General features: G+C 70.3%; 16 protein-coding genes and 1 pseudogene. 12 read left to right on the plus strand and 5 right to left on the minus strand.

The features are described 5' to 3' along the window. Window positions 1–11 precede the first annotated feature (11 nt). The 3 genes from ACTHNQ_RS05625 (at window position 12) to ACTHNQ_RS05635 (ending at window position 1,932) form a co-directional block, all read left to right on the plus strand. Window positions 12–1,025: an aldo/keto reductase family protein gene (locus tag ACTHNQ_RS05625; RefSeq protein ID WP_440331859.1), complete on the plus strand. Its 1,014-nt coding sequence runs from the start codon at window positions 12–14 to the stop codon at window positions 1,023–1,025. A 4-nt stretch (window positions 1,026–1,029) separates the two neighbouring features. After that, the gene (locus ACTHNQ_RS05630) at window positions 1,030–1,500 is read left to right on the plus strand and encodes an NUDIX domain-containing protein (protein WP_440331861.1); all 471 of its coding nucleotides are present in this window, start codon (window positions 1,030–1,032) and stop codon (window positions 1,498–1,500) included. A gap of 66 nt (window positions 1,501–1,566) precedes the next feature. Further along, window positions 1,567–1,932 carry a VOC family protein gene (locus ACTHNQ_RS05635; RefSeq protein WP_440331863.1) on the plus strand — a complete coding sequence of 122 codons (366 nt, stop codon included), beginning with the start codon at window positions 1,567–1,569 and terminating at the stop codon, window positions 1,930–1,932. A 32-nt stretch (window positions 1,933–1,964) separates the two neighbouring features. Here ACTHNQ_RS05635 and ACTHNQ_RS05640 read toward each other — a convergent pair whose 3' ends face one another. Further along, window positions 1,965–2,270, minus strand: a complete 306-nt coding sequence (locus tag ACTHNQ_RS05640; RefSeq protein WP_440331865.1) for a hypothetical protein — start codon at window positions 2,268–2,270, stop codon at window positions 1,965–1,967. 91 nt (window positions 2,271–2,361) lie between these two features. On the opposite strand from ACTHNQ_RS05640, the gene yczR reads away from it, so the two are divergent. Then, window positions 2,362–3,828, plus strand: a complete 1,467-nt coding sequence (yczR, locus tag ACTHNQ_RS05645) for a MocR-like transcription factor YczR (protein ID WP_440331866.1) — start codon at window positions 2,362–2,364, stop codon at window positions 3,826–3,828. Window positions 3,829–3,832: 4 nt separating this feature from the next. Here yczR and ACTHNQ_RS05650 read toward each other — a convergent pair. From ACTHNQ_RS05650 to ACTHNQ_RS05665, 4 genes and pseudogenes are all read right to left on the minus strand, one after another. Continuing rightward, window positions 3,833–4,360: pseudogene (locus ACTHNQ_RS05650) on the minus strand (ribonuclease H family protein). 10 nt (window positions 4,361–4,370) lie between these two features. Next, a complete protein-coding gene (locus ACTHNQ_RS05655; protein ID WP_440331868.1) occupies window positions 4,371–4,862 on the minus strand; it encodes a GbsR/MarR family transcriptional regulator in 492 nt (163 codons plus the stop codon). 8 nt (window positions 4,863–4,870) lie between these two features. Further along, entirely contained in the window at window positions 4,871–6,478 is a 1,608-nt protein-coding gene (locus tag ACTHNQ_RS05660; protein WP_440331870.1) for an ABC transporter permease, read from the minus strand. An 8-nt stretch (window positions 6,479–6,486) separates the two neighbouring features. Then, window positions 6,487–7,410 (minus strand): ATP-binding cassette domain-containing protein, encoded by a 924-nt coding sequence (locus tag ACTHNQ_RS05665; RefSeq protein ID WP_440331872.1) that lies wholly within the window; start codon window positions 7,408–7,410, stop codon window positions 6,487–6,489. 164 nt (window positions 7,411–7,574) lie between these two features. On the opposite strand from ACTHNQ_RS05665, the gene ACTHNQ_RS05670 reads away from it, so the two are divergent. The 8 genes from ACTHNQ_RS05670 to ACTHNQ_RS05705 form a co-directional block, all read left to right on the plus strand. After that, window positions 7,575–8,237 carry a GntR family transcriptional regulator gene (locus tag ACTHNQ_RS05670; RefSeq protein WP_440331874.1) on the plus strand — a complete coding sequence of 221 codons (663 nt, stop codon included), beginning with the start codon at window positions 7,575–7,577 and terminating at the stop codon, window positions 8,235–8,237. Then, window positions 8,234–9,760 carry an MmgE/PrpD family protein gene (locus ACTHNQ_RS05675; RefSeq protein WP_440331875.1) on the plus strand — a complete coding sequence of 509 codons (1,527 nt, stop codon included), beginning with the start codon at window positions 8,234–8,236 and terminating at the stop codon, window positions 9,758–9,760. Before ACTHNQ_RS05670 ends, ACTHNQ_RS05675 begins: the two co-directional genes overlap by 4 nt. After that, window positions 9,760–10,662: a methylisocitrate lyase gene (prpB, locus tag ACTHNQ_RS05680; RefSeq protein ID WP_440331877.1), complete on the plus strand. Its 903-nt coding sequence runs from the start codon at window positions 9,760–9,762 to the stop codon at window positions 10,660–10,662. Before ACTHNQ_RS05675 ends, prpB begins: the two co-directional genes overlap by 1 nt. Before the next feature lies 1 nt (window position 10,663). Beyond that, entirely contained in the window at window positions 10,664–11,854 is a 1,191-nt protein-coding gene (locus ACTHNQ_RS05685) for a bifunctional 2-methylcitrate synthase/citrate synthase (RefSeq protein WP_440331879.1), read from the plus strand. Beyond that, window positions 11,851–12,318 carry a hotdog fold thioesterase gene (locus ACTHNQ_RS05690; protein WP_440331880.1) on the plus strand — a complete coding sequence of 156 codons (468 nt, stop codon included), beginning with the start codon at window positions 11,851–11,853 and terminating at the stop codon, window positions 12,316–12,318. Before ACTHNQ_RS05685 ends, ACTHNQ_RS05690 begins: the two co-directional genes overlap by 4 nt. Before the next feature lie 22 nt (window positions 12,319–12,340). Then, the gene (locus ACTHNQ_RS05695) at window positions 12,341–13,519 is read left to right on the plus strand and encodes a thiolase family protein (protein WP_440331882.1); all 1,179 of its coding nucleotides are present in this window, start codon (window positions 12,341–12,343) and stop codon (window positions 13,517–13,519) included. 83 nt (window positions 13,520–13,602) lie between these two features. Further along, window positions 13,603–15,717 (plus strand): MDR family MFS transporter, encoded by a 2,115-nt coding sequence (locus ACTHNQ_RS05700; protein ID WP_440331884.1) that lies wholly within the window; start codon window positions 13,603–13,605, stop codon window positions 15,715–15,717. Window positions 15,718–15,895: 178 nt separating this feature from the next. Next, window positions 15,896–17,251: alpha-amylase family glycosyl hydrolase (locus tag ACTHNQ_RS05705; protein WP_440331886.1), on the plus strand; the 1,356-nt coding region annotated here is incomplete at its 3' end.

Genomic DNA, 17,251 nt, shown 5'->3' on the forward strand with positions numbered 1-17,251 from the left:
AGCGTTTTCTCATGGTCAACTACCGATATCTCGGAAACAGCGGTCTCAAGGTCAGTGAGATCACGTACGGCAACTGGGTCACCCACGGCTCGCAGGTCGACGACTCCGCGGCGATCGCGACCGTGCACGCGGCGCTCGACGCCGGCATCACGACCTTCGACACCGCCGACACCTACGCGAACACCGCCGCCGAGGTCGTGCTCGGCAAGGCCCTGGCCGGGCAGCGGCGAGAGTCGCTCGAGATCTTCACGAAGGTCTACTTCCCGACCGGCCCGCAGGGCCCCAACGACACCGGCCTCAGCCGCAAGCACATCTTCGAGTCGATCAACGGATCGCTGGGGCGCCTCGGCACCGACTACGTCGACCTGTACCAGGCGCACCGTTTCGACTACGAGACGCCGCTCGAAGAGACTTTCCAGGCTTTCGCCGATGTGGTCCGCCAGGGCAAGGCGCTCTACATCGGCGTCTCGGAGTGGACGGCCGAGCAGCTGCGCGAGGGCCACGCGCTCGCCAAGAGCTACGGCGTGCAGCTGATCTCGAACCAGCCGCAGTACTCGGCGCTGTGGCGCGTCATCGAGGGCAAGGTCGTGCCGACGTCGGAGGAGCTCGGCATCTCGCAGATCGTGTGGTCGCCGATGGCGCAGGGCGTGCTGTCGGGCAAGTACCTTCCCGGGCAGCCCGTCCCCGACGGGTCGCGCGCGACCGACGAGAAGAGCGGCGCGAACTTCATCAAGTCGTTCCTGCGCGACGAGGTGCTCGAGGCCGTCCAGCGCCTGAAGCCCATCGCCGAGCAGGCCGGTCTGTCGATGCCGCAGCTCGCGATCGCGTGGGTGCTGCAGAACAAGAACGTGGCGTCGGCGCTGGTCGGGGCATCCCGTCCCGAGCAGCTGGCCGAGACCGTCAAGGCCTCGGGCGTGGTGCTCGACGCCGACACGCTCGCCGCGATCGACGCCGCGCTCGGCGATGTCGTCTTCAGCGACCCCGAGAACACCTACACGGTGTCGCCGAAGTCGCGTCTGGTCTGACGCCATGGTGACGACCAGCGCCGGCATCCTGCTGTACCGGCTCGTGCCCGACCTCGAAGTGCTCATCGCGCATATGGGCGGGCCGTTCTGGGCGAGCAAGGATGCCGGCGCCTGGTCGATCCCGAAGGGCGAGTACGCCGAGGGCGATGAAGGCGCGATGGATGCCGCGCGGCGCGAGTTCCGCGAAGAGCTCGGCATCGATCCGCCGGAGCCGCCGTACGCCGAGCTGGGCACGTTCGCCTATTCGTCCGGCAAACGGGTGACGGTGTTCGTCGCCGACGGCACGGACCTGTCGCTCGAAGGCCTCGAGTTCGGCGAGTTCGAGCTGGAGTGGCCGCCGCGCTCGGGGCGCACAGCACGGTTCCCCGAGGTCGACCGCGTCGAATGGACCCGTGTGGATGCCGCCCACGAGCGTCTCGTAAAGGGTCAGCGCCCCGCGCTCGACGCGCTGCGGAAGCAGCTCGACGAGGCCTGAGCCCCCTTGTGCCCCTCCCGGCGGAGGCGGAGACTGACCGGGTCGAACCGCACGAGAGGACCCACCATGGCTCACGGCGACATCACCCACATCGACATCCCGGTCAGCGACTTCGCGAAGGCCTCGGAGTTCTACTCCGGCCTGTTCGGCTGGCAGATCGCGGAGATCCCCGGCTACGAGGGCTACCCCATGTGGCAGGCGCCCAACAAGATCTCGGGCGGCGGTCTGGCGCCCCGCGAGGAGGGGTTCACACAGCCCCGTTCCTACGTCGAGGTCGACTCGATCGACGAGACCCTCGCGAAGGCCGAGGAATCCGGCGGCAGAGTGGTGAAGGGCAGGACCGAGATCTCACCCACGAGCTGGTGGGCCGTGATCGAGGATCTCGACGGCAACACCATCGCCCTGTACGAGGGCGTCACCGACGCCGGCTGACGGGCCGGGTCGAGGCATCCGGTCCACGCAGGTCAGCGCGGGCTCTGCCACTGAGCCGGCGTGCCCGGCTCAGGAGAGGATGCCGCCGCCCGCGCCACGACCGTGTGCCGGGGTGCGCGCGATGCGTGCGCCGCGGTCCGGCCGGGTGCGACGTCGCCCACGCGCCGCTCGCCGGTCGCGGGCTCGGCCCGCAGGCGCGCGGCGACCGCCCGCACGAGGGCCACGGTCGACGTGGGGCGGAGCAGTGAGCCGGGCCGCGCGGATTCGGCGACGGCGGTGAGGACGGGCCGGAGCGTCTCGTCGTGGCAGCGGGTGTCGTCGGCCGCGATCCACGCCATGAGCTCGCGAATGGTCCAATCGGGAGCAACTGGACTGACCGTCTGCGGAACGCTGGTGTGAGTGCGGAACATTGGACCAGAATGCGATGTCATGACGACGATCGACAGGGCCAATGAGCGGCTGGTGGACCACCGGGTGGCCCTCGGCGGCACGGTGGAGGCATCCCGTCTCGTGTCCCGGCTCGGCAGATGGGCGCACGGCGAGGGGACGCTGACTGTGCGGCTGGCGCAGGCGATCGCCGCGCTCGTCGAAGGCGGCGAGCTGCGTCCCGGTGACCGGCTGCCGCCCGAGCGGGGACTCGCCACCGCGATCTCGGTCTCGCGCGGCACGGTGGTCGCGGCGTACGCGCTGCTGGCGGAGGACGAGCTCGTCGAGCGCCGCCAGGGGAGCGGCACGCGCATCGCCGGGCACCTGGGTGCGGCGCTGCCCGCGAGAGAGCGAACGGCACGCGGCGAGAGCCTGTTCTCGGCGCTCCCGTCGGGGATCGACCTGCTGCGGGCGGTCCCCGCCATGCCGCAGCTCGCCCTCGACATCGTGAGCGCCCACGCGCCGACTCTCGATCCGGTGACGCTCGCCGAGACGGACCCGGCCGGGCTGCCCGTCCTTCGGGCGCGCATCGCCGCACTCTTCGAAGAGGAGGGTACGCCGGCCACGGCGGCGCAGATCCTGGTGACGCACGGCGCCCAGCAGGCGATCAGCCTCGTCGTCGACGAGCTGGTGTCGCCGGGCGACGTGGTGCTCACCGAATCCGTCACGTGGCCGGGCCTCGCGGACTCGGTGCGGCGTCGGGGCGGTCGCGTGCACGGCATCACGATCGGCCCGGACGGGATCGACGTCGATGAGCTCGAAGCGGCCGTCGCGGCTCTGCGCCCCGTGCTCATCGCCGTGAACCCGCATCACCACAACCCCACGGGCACGCGCCTGCCCGGACCCGATCGGCAGCGGCTCGCCGACCTCTCGGCCGAGTACGGCGTGCCCGTGCTGGAGGACCGCGTGCTCGCGCACGTCTCGTTCGACGGCGTCGTGCCGCCGACGCTCGCGGCGCTGCGACCCGATGCGCCGATCATCGTGGTCGACTCGCTGTCGAAGTGGTGCTGGTCGGGCCTGCGCGTCGGCTGGCTGCGGGCGGACCCCGTGCTCGTGCGCCGCCTGCGCGGCGTGCGCCAGCTCGTCGATCAGTCGACGAGCGTTCCGGCCCAGCTGCTCGCGCTCGACCTCGTCGAGCAGGCGCGGGTGCTGCGCCTCGACGTCAGCGCCACCCACGCGGCGGCCGCCGGGCAGCTCGCGGACGCGATCGCCGCGCACCTGCCGGGGTGGCAGGCCGTCCCGCCGCGCGGCGGGCTCGCGATGTGGGCGCGGCTGCCGGTGGGTTCGGCGACGGCGTTCGCACGGGCCGCGGCGATGCGCGGCGTCTCTGTCGCCGGCGGCACCGAGTTCACGGCATCCATCACCTACGACGACCACATCCGGCTCCCGTACACGGCGCCCGAGGCGGTGCTGCACGAAGGCGTGCGCCGCCTCGGCGAGGTGTGGCGGGAGTACCGCGCGCAGCTCTGAGGCGTCAGCGCCCGTTCTTGGGGCGCGTCGACACGTCGATGCGGTCCTGGGCGCCGAGCGACGACCAGGCGCTCGCGATGCCCTTGGCGGCGTGCTCGGACGCGCGCACGGCGCGCTCGTCTGCCCACGCGTTCAGCACGTGGCCGGAGTGGCCGCGGACGTGCTAGAGCCCGACGTCGGGGAGGACGGCGGCCCCGCGGGCATCGCGGGCGGCGATGAGCTGCTCGAGCAGGTCGACGTTCTTGGTGGGCGCGCCGGTGGTGGTCTTCCAGCCGCGGCGGCGGTGACCGTCCATCCACTTCGTGTAGGTGTCGATCGCGTATTTCGAGTCCGCCTGCACGACGAGGTCCCCGACGTCGGAGTGGTCCTCGATGGCCTTGAGCAGCCCCATGAGCTCGCCGATGTTGTTCGTGCCGACGGGGATCGACCCGGCCGCCCAGTGCCCGTCCTCGCCGACCCACGCCCACCCGGTGGGACCTGGGTTGCCCTTGCAGGCTCCGTCGGTGGCAACGATGTAGGGCGCGTCTGTCACTCGGGCAAGGCTACCCGGTCGCGGCGTCGGCCCTGGGCGACGGCGTCTCGCGCCCTGCCCGCCATTCCTCCACGAGCTCGGGCATCCGCGTGGCGAGGTACCTCATGAGGTCGGCGATCTCTCTCGCCCGCTCGACGGATGCGGGCGCCTCGGGGTTCTCGTCGGCGATGCGCTCCATGAAGCCCGCGAGACTCGCGTACAGGGGCGCGTTCGACGTGATCATGCCGTACCAGGCGTCTCCCGTCAGGTCGTAGCGGTCACGACGGTCGCCCGGTCGCGACAGTCGGTGGATCAGCCGCATGGACGTGAGATAGCGCACCGCCCCCGACACTGCGGCGGCTGAGACGCCCAGCCTCTCGGCGAGCTCGGCCGCGGTGTAGCCCTCGTCGGGCGAGCCGACGAGGGCCATGAGCACCCGGGCGGGCATCCGCGGCATGCCCGCCGCCGTCAGCATGGCGGCGGCCTGCTCCGCGGGTTCGATGCCGGGGTGCTCCATCGTCATATCGTCGCCTATCCGGCGGAGGCCAGTTCGCGTCGACGCATGAATGCCAGGGATGCCGCAGCCCCGACCCCGATCGCCAGCACCAGCCACCACATCCCGCGGAGGTCCACGTCGCCGTTGCTCGGAACAGGTGCCACCGAGAACGGCGACAGGTTCGTCACCCACTCCGGAAGGCCCAGCAGGGGCCCGAAGAGCCCGAACACGATCGCCGCGGTGACGAGGGTCCAGCCGAGCGGAATCGTCCACCGCGGCGCGAGCGTGAAGATGAGGGCGGTGAGCACGAGGAAGACGGATGCGGCGATCACCTGACCCCATGCGGCGACGAATGCGTCAGAAGTGAGGTCGGACCCGTTGTCCTTCCCGGCGGCGCCGGCCCACGCCCCGACGAATGCGGCCATGCAGGTCAGCACGATCGCGACGAACCCCACGACCACGAAGTCCGCCAGCCACCGCACCCTCTGCACCGGGCTCGCGAGGACTGGCTCGGCAGTACCGTGAGCCTCCTCCTGCCGGGCGCGCGCGACCGTCTGGACGCCGGCGCACGCGGCGAGCAGGCCCACCATGGTGAAGAACACGACGACGACGGCCTGTTCGAGGTCGGCCTCGGCAGACAGCGCCTTCAGCATCTCCGCGACGGCCGGGTTGTCAGAGCCCATCTCGTTCACCACGGACCCGAGCGACGTCGAGAGGGCGCCGGCGAAGAACGCGCCCGCCATCCAGCCGATCGTGGAGCCGGTCGCCAGTCGCGTGACGAGCGCTGTCGGGGAGGACAGTGCCGGGCGCGCGGCGGCACGGCCGCGCCTTTCCGGGATGATGCTCGCGTCGAGGTCGCGGGCGGTCTGGAGCGCCAGTGCGGCCCCTGCCAGCACCACGAACGCGGCGAGGCACAGCAGCGCCGGCCACCAGAGGTTCTCGTCGAAGGCGCGGGTGTTCTCGGCCCATCCGAAGGGGGAGAGCCAGGTCAGCCATGAGCTCTCCATGTGGGTGAGGTCGTCGCTGGGGGTGCCGAGGGCATTGCCGATCCCGGCGATGAAGAACGTCACGACGAGCACCCACACCGCGAGGGAGTTCGCGCCCCGCGACGTGCGCATGAGCTGGGCCGCGAAGAGCGCCACGCCCAGGAACGCGAGGCCTCCGCAGGCGGCGGTGAACCCTGCCAGCAGCGAACCCTCGGGGGGCGCGCCGCCGCCGAGGAAGGCGACCGCGACGAGAACGCCCAGCACGACGTTCGCGAGGAGGCCGTGGACGATGGTGGCGACCGTCGGCAGGGCACGCCCGGCGGTCGTGGCCGAGACCAGCTCCAGGCGCCCGGCCTCCTCGTCGCCGCGGGTGTGGCGCACGGCCAGGAACGAGCTCATGAAGGCGGCCATCATCACGAGGAACGGCATGAGGAGGAACACGATGAAGGCGTGCTCGTCGGGCCCTGACGGCAGGCCGCGGAACAGCAGGATCACGGGATTCGCCATGACCGTCGCGAGCAGCGCCGTGCGCTCCTGTTCCGAGCCGTACGTGCTCGCGGCGCCTGACAGGCCGGCCAGCGCCAGTCCCATGGTGCCGACGATCCAGAGCGTCAGCTGCAGCCAGTCCCTCCGGAGTCGCTGCCAGAGCAGCGTCATGAGCCGGCTCATCGCCCGTTCCCCTCCAGTGCGGCGAGGTCGTCGCCGTAGTGGCGCAGGAAGAGCTCCTCCAGCGAGGGCGGAGCCACCCGGAGTCCCGCCACGCCGAGACGCGAGAGTTCCGGCAGCACACCCGCGATCTGATCGCTGTCGACCGTGAAGCGCACGCGGCCGTCCTCGACGAGCGCGTCGTGCGCGGCCGGCAGAGCGGCGACGGGTGCGGCATCCGTTCCCTCGTACGAGACCTCCGTGCGGGTGAGGTGACGCATGTCGGCGAGGGTGCCGCTCTCGACGATCCTGCCCGCACGGATGATCGAGACCCGGTCGCACAGCTGCTCGACCTCCGAGAGGATGTGGCTGGAAAGCAGGACGGTCGCTCCTGCGGCGTGGACGCGCGCGACCTCACGGCGGAACATCACGTCCATCAGGGGGTCCAGTCCGCTGGTCGGCTCGTCGAGGATGTACAGATCGGCCGGCACGGCGAATGCGGCGATGAGGGCCACTTTCTGGCGATTGCCCTTGGAGTAGGCGCGACCCTTCTTGCGCGGGTCGAACTGGAACGCCTCCATGAGGCGGGACTTCTCGGCGAGGTAGGTCTCGTCGTGCCGCGAGGCGCCCCGCAGGCGCGCGAGCAGATCGATCGACTCGCCGCCGGACAGGTTCGGCCACACGCTCACATCGCCGGGGATGTAGGCGACGCGGCGGTGGATCTTCACGGCGTCGCGCCACGGTTGGAGGCCGAAGACAGATGCCTCGCCTCCGGTCTTGCGGGCGAGACCGAGCAGCACGCGGATCGTGGTGGACTTGCCTGCGCCGTTGGGACCGAGGAAGCCGTGGACCTGACCCTCCTCGACCGTGAGGTCGAGACCGTCGAGGGCGTGCACGCGGCCGTAGTGCTTGGTGAGGCCGCTCGTGGCGATGACTGTGGACATGGCGCTGACGCTACGCCCGTTTCACAAATTCGTGAATACTCCTCACGCTTTCCTCACGCGCCCGGACCGGTTGTATACGGTGACTGCCCTGGGGAGCTGCAGTTGGCCCAATCGCCGATCTTATGTATACACTGATCGGAGTTCCTGACGAGGAGGTGCTGCGGATGCGTGCCAGCGATCGCGCCTACGCGACCCTCCTCGACGAGATCCAGTCCGGCGTGCTCCGCCCCGGCACCGTCCTCGGCGAGGTCGACCAGGCCGCCCGCCTCGGCGTCAGCCGCACCCCGCTGCGCGAAGCCCTCGGACGCCTCGGCGCCGACGGCCTCGTCGCCCAGCAGTCGCCGCGCGTCACCGTCGTCACCGCGATCGACGCCGACGACATCCGCGAGATCTTCGAGGTGCGGCGCGCGCTCGAAGAGTCCGCCGCGCGGCTGGCCGCCGAGCGAGGGGATGCCGCCGCCTTCGCCGCCCTGGCGCACGACTTCGCGCGGGTCGACCTCGCCGCCGCCCACGGTGCCGAGGGCTATTACGGCCTGATCGCGCGCTTCGACGCGGCGCTCGACGCAGCCGTCGCGAACGACTACCTGACCGCCGCCCTGCGCACCGTGCGCACGCACCTCGTCCGGGTGCGCCGGCTCTCGCGCGACAACCCGGCTCGGCTGGCGGCATCCATCTCGGAGCACCGGCTCATCGCCGCGGCCATCGCCGCACGTGACGCGGACCTCGCCGCGCACGCCACCCACGTCCACCTGCACAACGCGCTCGAGAGCATCCTCGGCGCCCTCGACGCTTCGGCAGGCTCAGCGACCCAGAAAGGCGCATCATGACCGTCACCCACCACCTCCGCGTCCACCGCAGCGACGAGAACCTCGCCCGTGAGGGCCAGCTCGCCTGGCACCTCGCCGAGATCGCCGCCGACCCCGTCGAGGTCGACGCCGACGTCGTCGACATGATCATCAACCGCGTCATCGACAACGCGGCCGTGGCGGCGGCATCCCTCACGCGCGCGCCCGTCAGCGCGGCACGTCAGCAGGCCCTCGACCACGCCGTGTCGGTCGGCGGCACGGGTGCGACGGTCTTCGGGTGCGCGCTCGACCGCAAGACCTCGCCCGAATGGGCCGCGTGGGCGAACGGCGTCGCCGTGCGCGAGCTCGACTACCACGACACCTTCCTCGCGGCCGAGTACTCGCACCCGGGCGACAACATCCCGCCGATCCTCGCGGTCGCCCAGCACGTCGGCGCCGACGGCCACGCGCTCGTGCGCGGCCTCGCGACCGGCTACGAGATCCAGATCGACCTCGTGCGCGCCATCAGCCTGCACAAGCACAAGATCGACCACGTCGCCCACCTCGGCCCGTCGGCCGCAGCCGGCATCGGCACACTGCTGGGCCTTCCCGTCGAGACGATCTACCAGGCGATCGGCCAGGCCCTGCACACCACCACCGCCACGCGTCAGTCCCGCAAGGGCGAGATCTCGACGTGGAAGGCGCACGCCCCCGCGTTCGCCGGCAAGATGGCGATCGAGGCCGTCGACCGCGCCATGCGCGGCGAGACCTCGCCGTCGCCGATCTACGAGGGCGAGGACGGCGTCATCGCCTGGCTGCTCGACGGCCCCGACGCCACGTACGAGGTGCCGCTGCCCGCGGCGGGCGAGCCCAAGCGCGGCATCCTCGACTCCTACACGAAGGAGCACTCGGCCGAGTACCAGGCGCAGGCGTGGATCGACCTGGCCCGCAAGCTGCACGGCTCCCACCCCGAGGCGGCAGACCCGGCGAACGTCGAATCGATCGTGCTGCACACCTCGCACCACACGCACTACGTCATCGGCTCGGGTGCGAACGACCCGCAGAAGTACGACCCGACCGCATCCCGCGAGACGCTCGACCACTCGATCCCGTACATCTTCGCCGTCGCGCTGCAGGACGGCGGCTGGCACCACGTCGACTCGTACCTGCCGTCGCGGGCGGGCCGCGAAGACACGGTGGCGCTGTGGCACAAGATCACGACGGCCGAGGATGCGGAGTGGACCCGCCGCTACCACTCCGAGGACCCGAACGAGAAGGCGTTCGGCGGCCGCGTCGTCATCACGCTCAACGACGGCACGGTGATCGAGGACGAGATCGCCGTCGCCGACGCGCACCCGCTCGGCGCCCGTCCCTTCGCCCGCGAGGACTACGTGCGCAAGTTCCGGCTGCTGGCGGAGCCCGTGCTGACCGCCGACGAGATCGAGCGCTTCCTCGGCCTCGCCCAGCGCCTGCCCGAGCTGACCCCCGCGGAGGTGCAGCAGCTCACGATCGTCGCCGACTTCGGGGTGCTGGCTGGTGCACCGGCGCCGAAGGGGCTGTTCTGATGCTGTACTCCACCGTTCCCGCGCACGAGAAGCGCCGGCTGTTCCGCGAGCGGCTGGCCTCGGGCGAGCTGCTCCGCTTCCCGGGCGCGTTCAATCCGCTCTCAGCCCGGCTCATCGAGCGCAAGGGCTTCGAGGGGGTCTACATCTCGGGCGCCGTGCTCTCGGCAGACCTCGGCCTGCCCGATATCGGGCTCACGACGCTCAGCGAGGTCGCCGCCCGCGGCCAGCAGATCGCGCGCATGACCGATCTGCCGGCGATCATCGACGCCGACACCGGCTTCGGCGAGCCGATGAATGTCGCCCGCACGATCCAGACGCTCGAGGACGCGGGCCTTGCCGGCACGCACATCGAGGACCAGATCAACCCGAAGCGGTGCGGCCACCTCGACGGCAAGGCCGTCGTCGACGAAGACACCGCGATCAAGCGCATCCGCGCCGCCGCCGACGCGCGACGGGATCCGAACTTCCTGATCATGGCGCGCACCGACATCCGCGCCGTGGAGGGATTGGATGCCGCCGTCCGGCGCGCGCAGGCGCTCGTGGATGCCGGAGCGGACGCGATCTTCCCCGAGGCGATGCGCACGCTCGACGAGTTCGAAGCGGTCCGCAAGGCCGTGGACGTGCCGATCCTCGCCAACATGACCGAGTTCGGAAAGTCCGACCTGTTCAGCGTCGACCAGCTGCGCGATGTGGGAGTCAACATCGTGATCTGGCCGGTGTCGCTGCTGAGGATCGCGATGGGTGCGGCATCCCGCGCACTCGATACGCTCGTCGAGGACGGCCACCTGACGTCGAAGCTCGGCGAGATGCAGCACCGCGCAGACCTCTACGACCTGATCGACTACGAGAAGTACAACCACTTCGACACCTCGGTGTTCAACTTCACCATCACGAAGGACTGACATGACCGAACCCGACATCAAGAAGGGCCTCGCCGGCGTCGTCGTGGACTACACCGCGATCTCGAAGGTCAACCCCGAGACGAACTCGCTGCTGTACCGCGGGTACCCCGTGCAGGAGCTCGCGGCGACGCAGCCGTTCGAGGCCGTCGCGTATCTGCTGTGGAACGGCGAGCTGCCCGATGCCGAGCAGCTCGCGCAGCTGCGGCTGACCGAGCGCGCACACCGTGCCATCCCCGACGACGTGCGCACCACGATCGACCTGGTGCCGCTGGACGCGCACCCGATGGACGAGGTGCGCACGGCGGTGAGCCTCATCGGTGCGCGGGACCTCGCCGGCACCGGCTCGGTGCTCGACGCGAGCGGCAGCGCCGAGCAGAACCTCGAGCGCAGCATCCGCCTGTTCGCGGTGCTGCCGGCTATCGTGGCGTACGGTCAGCGCCGCCGCCGGGGGCTCCCGCCGGTCGCGCCGCGGGACGACCTGGATTACGCCGCCAACTTCCTGTGGATGACCTTCGGCGAAGAGGCCGACGAGGTCGTCGTCGACGCCTTCAACCGCTCGATGATCCTCTACGGCGAGCACTCGTTCAACGCCTCGACGTTCACCGCCCGCGTGATCACCTCGACCCTCAGCGACCTGTACTCGGCCGTCGTCGGTGCGATCGGCGCGCTGAAGGGCCCGCTGCACGGCGGCGCCAACGAGGCCGTGCTGCACATCTTCGACGAGATCGGCGACGCGTCGAACGTGAGCGACTGGCTCGACACCGCGCTCGCCGAGAAGCGCAAGATCATGGGCTTCGGGCACCGCGTCTACAAGCGCGGCGACTCGCGCGTGCCGACGATGAAGGCGGCTCTCGACACCCTCGTCGAGCACTACGACCGCCCCGACGTCGCGGCCCTGTACGACACCCTCGAGTCCGAGTTCGTCGCGCGCAAGGGCATCTACCCGAACCTCGACTACCCGTCGGGTCCCGCGTACAACCTCATCGGCTTCGACACGGAGACGTTCACGCCGCTGTTCGTCGCGGCGCGCATCACGGGGTGGACCGCGCACATCATGGAGCAGCTGGCCTCGAATGCGCTCATCCGCCCGCTGTCGGAGTACAACGGCCCGGACGAACGCCATATCGACGGCTATGTGCCCGACACGGCGGCGCTCGCGGTGGCCGATCGGGCAGAAGAAGCGGCCGGATGACGCTCTGGTTCGGCGATGTCGCCGCCGTCGATCTGCCGGCGATGGCGGACGGCACGCTGATCGAGAACCTCGGCATCGAGATCGTCGAGATCCGCGAGGACGCGCTGGTCGGAAGGATGCCGGTCGACCGGCGCACCGTGCAGCCGGCGGGCGTGCTGCACGGCGGCGCGTCGGTCGCCTTCGCCGAGACGCTCGCCTCGTGGGCGGGCTACCTCGCCGTCGACCGCGAGCGGTTCCACGTCGTCGGCCAGGAGATCAACGCCAACCACATCCGTCCGATCTCGTCGGGCTGGGTCACGGCGACGGCGACCCCGGCCAGCATCGGCCGTCGCGCGCACGTGTGGGAGATCCGCATCGTCGACGACGCTTCGCGTCTGGTGTGCATCTCGCGGTGCACGCTCGCGGTCATCGAGCAGCGCAGCACCTACGCGACGCCCGACGCCCGTCCTCTCCCGCAGACGTAGGCTCGGAGGAGGAGGCTCTCTCATGCGCAGCGCGGTCATCGTCGACGTCGTCCGAACCCCGTCCGGGCGGGGCAAGCCCGGGGGAGCGCTGAGCGGCGTCCACCCGGTGGACCTCGCCGCCGGCGTGCTCACCGCCGTGCTGGAGCGCAACGGGCTCGAGTCGACGCAGATCGACGACGTGCTGATGGGATGCGTCAGCCAGGTCGCCGACCAGTCCCTCAACGTCGCACGCCAGGCCGTGCTCGCCGCCGGGTTCGCCGAGACGGTGCCCGCCGTCACGATCGACCGGCAGTGCGGGTCGAGTCAGCAGGCCGCGCACTTCGCGGCCCAGGGAGTGATCGCCGGCGCCTACGACATCGTCATCGCCGCCGGCGTCGAGTCGATGAGCCGCGTGCCGCTGGGTTCGTCGGCCCACGGCGGCACCGTGTCGCAGGGCGTGATGCGCCGCTACCCCGAGGGTCTCGTCAACCAGGGAGTGTCAGCCGAGCTGATCGCCGCACGCTGGGGCTTCGGGCGCGACGAGCTCGACGCCTTCTCGGCCGAGTCGCATCGGAGGGCGGCGGATGCCTGGACCCGCGGCCGCTTCGACTCACAGGTGGTCCCCGTCCTCGGCGGCGACGGCGAGGCCGTGGCCTTCGATGAGACGGTGCGCCCCGGCACCACGACGGAGGGCCTGGCCGGACTCGGCCCGGCGTTCCGCACGGATGCGCTCGCGGAGCGCTTCCCTGACCTCGACTGGCGGATCACCGCCGGCAATTCGTCACCGCTCACGGATGCGGCCTCCGCGGCCCTCATCATGAGCGAGGAGAAGGCGGCCGAGCTGGGGCTCACGCCGCGCGCGCGGTTCCATGCGTTCGCCGTCGTCGGCGACGACCCGATGATGATGCTCACGGGTCCCATCCCCGCCACTCGCCGCATCCTCGAGCGCAGCGGCCTGTCGATGGACGACCTCGACGCGTACGAGGTCAACGAGGCGTTCGCGTCGGTGCCGCTGGCCTGGCAGCGCGAGCTCGACGCCGATCCGTCCCGGCTCAACCCGTGGGGCGGTGCGATCGCCCTCGGCCACGCGGTCGGCGCCTCGGGCACCCGGCTGCTCGGCACCCTCGTCGCCCACCTCGAAGCGACCGGCGGTCGCTATGGTCTGCAGACCATGTGCGAGGGCGGCGGCATGGCGAACGCGACGATCATCGAGCGCCTCTGACGCCTCCGCGGTCTACGATGGGCCGAGACCTGACGACGACGGAGTCGCCCGATCGCCATCGCTGATCCGCATCCGGGGGCATCATGTCTGAGACCCGTCTGTCGTCCGAAGAGACCGCTGCGCCGGTCATGACCCACCGGGCGATCCTGTTCGTCATCTTCGGACTCATGGCCGGCATGTTCCTGTCGGCGCTCGACCAGACGGTCGTCGGCACCGCGATCCGCACGATCGGCGACGATCTGCACGGCCTCAGCCAGCAGGCGTGGGTGACGACGGCGTACCTCATCGTCTCGACGATCTCGACGCCGATCTACGGCAAGCTGTCCGACATCTTCGGCCGGCGTCCGCTGTTCATCTTCGCGATCGTCGTGTTCGTCATCGGCTCGATCCTCGCCACGTTCTCGACGTCGATGCTGCAGCTGGCGGCGTTCCGCGCGGTGCAGGGGCTCGGCGCCGGTGGCCTGATGTCGATGCCACTCGCGATCATGGGCGACATCCTCGCTCCGCGCGAGCGTGCGAAGTACCAGGGCTACTTCCTGGCCGTGTTCGGCATCTCGAGCCTTCTGGGGCCGCTCATCGGCGGCCTGTTCGCCGGCGCCGACACCATCCTCGGGATCGACGGCTGGCGCTGGGTGTTCCTCATCAACGTGCCGATCGGTCTCGTGGCGCTCGGCATCGTGCTGCGCTTCCTGCACATCCCGCGGCATCCCGTCCATTCCGTCCGCATCGACTGGTGGGGCGCGACGACCGTGATCGTCGCGCTCGTGCCGCTGCTGCTGGTCGCGGAGCAGGGGCGGGTGTGGGGCTGGGACTCGCCCCTGGCGATCGGATGCTACGTCGTGGGCGGGCTCGGCGTCATCGCGTTCGTGATCGTCGAGGCCCTCATGAAGGACGACGCGCTGATCCCGCTGAAGCTGTTCCGCTCGTCGACGTTCTCGATGGCGACGGTGATCGGCGTGTTCGTCGGCTTCGGCATGTTCGGGGCGATGCTCACGATCCCGCTCTACCTGCAGCTCGTCCTCGGGTCGACGCCCACCGAGAGCGGTCTGCAGATGCTGCCGATGATCCTCGGCATGATGATCGCGTCGATCGGCAGCGGCCAGCTCATCGCCCGCACCGGCCGATATCGGATCTTCCCGATCCTCGGCACCGCGTTCCTGTCGATCGGGTTCTTCTGGCTGACCCACCTCCAGTACGACACGTCGTACTGGTTCATGGCCGGCGGCATGCTGCTGATCGGCCTCGGACTCGGGCAGCTGATGCAGACCCTGACGATCGCGAGCCAGAACTCCGTCGGGCTGCGCGACATGGGCGTCGCCACGAGCTCCTCGACGTTCTTCCGGCAGATCGGCGGCACGCTCGGCACCGCGGTGCTGCTGTCGCTGATGTTCGCCCTCATGCCGCAGAACATCCAGGCCTCGTTCGCCGACGAAGAGACGCTCACGACGGCGCTCGACGCCGCGTTCGACCCGGACGTCGCCGACGCCCCCGAGAACGCCGACATCATGGCGAAGATCTACACGCCGATCGTCACCGAGACCACCGACGCCACGACGCAGAAGCTGCAGGCCGGCGTCGACAAGGCCGCCACCGCCGCGACCGACGCCGTCGCGGCTCAGGTCGACGCCGGGCAGATCCCCGCGTCGCAGCAGGATGCCGCCACCGCCGCGGCGGTCTCGCAGGCGCAGCAGGCCGCGCTCGCCGAGATCCAGAAGCAGGTGCCGGCCGCCCGGCTGTCGGACGACGGAACGGTGACCCTCGACTTCTCGGACCCCGACGACCGGGCGGCCTTCGTCGACACCCTCGTGCCGACGCTACTCGACCGGTTCGCCGACGGCGGCGGCGACTCGTCGATCGACGACAGCACGATCGACGACACGTCGTTCCTCGTCGGTGCGGATCCGCGGCTGAGCAAGCCGCTCCTGGTCGCCTTCAACGATTCGGCGGTCGCGGTCTACTGGGTCGCGATGTGGGTCGTGATCGTGGCCTTCATCCTGTCGCTGTTCTTCCGCACGCCGCCGCTGCGCGAGAAGTCGGCGCTGCAAGAGGCCGTCGACGACGACACGGCGCTGTCGGCCCAGCGTGCGGCCAACCAGGCGGGCGCCCCGGTCGAGGTCGACACGGGCGGCATCCGCGTCCCCGCCGAGACCGCGCCACTCACGCGCCGCCAAGCACGCGAGGCGCGCACCGCCGAATAGTCGCGCGCCTGCAAGCGGTTGCGCGAACGGGGAGCGAGCGGATGCCGGCGGCCGCGGCATCCTCTGTATGAAAGGGTTCTCATACTGTAAGCGCTTGCACTTCTTATGAATCCGCTGTTAGGGTCGGCGCACAGCTCATCGGCACGTCGTCGTGCCTTCTCCCCAACCAGGAGCCCTGATGTCACAGCCGACACCTCCCCGAGCACGCACGCTCGTCGCCAGTCTCGCGGCCGCGGCCCTCATCGTCACAGGAGGAGCCGTCGCCGTCGCGCCGGCCGCCGCCGCCGAGCGCACCTTCGCCCTCGTGGGCAGCCTGCAGTCCGAGCTCGGGTGCTCGGCCGACTGGCAGCCGGACTGCGCGGCGACCGACCTCGCCGCCACCGACACGGCGGGCGTGTACGCCGCCGAGTTCGACGTGCCCGCGGGTTCGTACGAGTACAAGGTCGCCGCGAACGACACGTGGGACGAGTCGTACGGGCTGAACGGCGGGGGCGACAACATCCCGCTGACGATCGCCGGCCCCTCGACCCTGCGGGTCGTGTTCGACGACAACACCAAGCGCGTCGGCGTCGAGGCCAAGAGCCTGCGCGCCGGCTACACCGCCGATGACGACGCGCTCATCGCCCCGCCGGTGCGAGAGCCCGGCAGCCAGGAGCAGTTCTACTTCGTCATGACCGACCGCTTCGCCGACGGCGACGCGTCGAACGACCAGGGCGGACTCGTCGGCGACCGCCTGACGACCGGGTTCGACCCGACCGACAAGGGGTTCTACAACGGCGGCGACATCGCGGGCCTGCGCCAGAACCTCGACTACATCGACGGCCTCGGCACCACCGCGATCTGGCTGACACCGAGCTTCAAGAACAAGCCGGTGCAGGGCACGGGCGCGAACGCCAGCGCCGGCTACCACGGCTACTGGATCACCGACTTCACGCAGATCGACCCGCACCTCGGCACCAACGCCGAGCTGAAGTCGCTCATCGACGAGGCGCACGCCAAGGGCATCAAGGTCTACTTCGACATCATCGCCAACCACACGGCCGACGTCATCGACTACTCCGAGAAGCAGTACGGCTACATCGACCAGAAGACCTCGCCTTACACCGACGCGAACGGCGTCGCGTTCGACCCGCACGCGTATGCGGGCACCGACACGTTCCCGACGCTCGACCCGGCCACGTCGTTCCCCTACACGCCGGTCATCGCCGACGCCGACAAGGACCTCAAGGTGCCGGCGTGGCTGAACGACCCCACGCTGTACCACAACCGCGGCAACTCGACCTGGTCGGGCGAGTCGGTCACCTACGGCGACTTCGACGGTCTCGACGACCTCATGACCGAGAGCCCCACCGTGGTCGACGGCTTCGTCGACGTCTACTCGAGCTGGATCGACCTCGGCATCGACGGCTTCCGCATCGACACCGCCAAGCACGTGAACTTCGAGTTCTGGCAGCAGTGGACGACCCGCGTGCTCGACTACGCGCACGCGAAGGGCAAGCCCGACTTCTTCATGTTCGGCGAGGTGTACGACGCC

Origin of the sequence: Microbacterium sp., assembly GCF_051953575.1 — a bacterium.
Taxonomy (GTDB): domain Bacteria; phylum Actinomycetota; class Actinomycetes; order Actinomycetales; family Microbacteriaceae; genus Microbacterium.

What these genes read in the sequence shown, in the direction of transcription:
- ACTHNQ_RS05625 (WP_440331859.1), top strand. Translation starts at nt 12, where the DNA reads ATGGTCAACTACCGATATCTCGGAAACAGCGGTCTCAAGGTCAGTGAG.
- ACTHNQ_RS05630 (WP_440331861.1), top strand. Translation starts at nt 1,030, where the DNA reads ATGGTGACGACCAGCGCCGGCATCCTGCTGTACCGGCTCGTGCCCGAC.
- ACTHNQ_RS05635 (WP_440331863.1), top strand. Translation starts at nt 1,567, where the DNA reads ATGGCTCACGGCGACATCACCCACATCGACATCCCGGTCAGCGACTTC.
- ACTHNQ_RS05640 (WP_440331865.1), bottom strand. Translation starts at nt 2,270, where the DNA reads ATGGCGTGGATCGCGGCCGACGACACCCGCTGCCACGACGAGACGCTC.
- yczR (WP_440331866.1), top strand. Translation starts at nt 2,362, where the DNA reads ATGACGACGATCGACAGGGCCAATGAGCGGCTGGTGGACCACCGGGTG.
- ACTHNQ_RS05655 (WP_440331868.1), bottom strand. Translation starts at nt 4,862, where the DNA reads ATGACGATGGAGCACCCCGGCATCGAACCCGCGGAGCAGGCCGCCGCC.
- ACTHNQ_RS05660 (WP_440331870.1), bottom strand. Translation starts at nt 6,478, where the DNA reads ATGACGCTGCTCTGGCAGCGACTCCGGAGGGACTGGCTGCAGCTGACG.
- ACTHNQ_RS05665 (WP_440331872.1), bottom strand. Translation starts at nt 7,410, where the DNA reads ATGTCCACAGTCATCGCCACGAGCGGCCTCACCAAGCACTACGGCCGC.
- ACTHNQ_RS05670 (WP_440331874.1), top strand. Translation starts at nt 7,575, where the DNA reads ATGCGTGCCAGCGATCGCGCCTACGCGACCCTCCTCGACGAGATCCAG.
- ACTHNQ_RS05675 (WP_440331875.1), top strand. Translation starts at nt 8,234, where the DNA reads ATGACCGTCACCCACCACCTCCGCGTCCACCGCAGCGACGAGAACCTC.
- prpB (WP_440331877.1), top strand. Translation starts at nt 9,760, where the DNA reads ATGCTGTACTCCACCGTTCCCGCGCACGAGAAGCGCCGGCTGTTCCGC.
- ACTHNQ_RS05685 (WP_440331879.1), top strand. Translation starts at nt 10,664, where the DNA reads ATGACCGAACCCGACATCAAGAAGGGCCTCGCCGGCGTCGTCGTGGAC.
- ACTHNQ_RS05690 (WP_440331880.1), top strand. Translation starts at nt 11,851, where the DNA reads ATGACGCTCTGGTTCGGCGATGTCGCCGCCGTCGATCTGCCGGCGATG.
- ACTHNQ_RS05695 (WP_440331882.1), top strand. Translation starts at nt 12,341, where the DNA reads ATGCGCAGCGCGGTCATCGTCGACGTCGTCCGAACCCCGTCCGGGCGG.
- ACTHNQ_RS05700 (WP_440331884.1), top strand. Translation starts at nt 13,603, where the DNA reads ATGTCTGAGACCCGTCTGTCGTCCGAAGAGACCGCTGCGCCGGTCATG.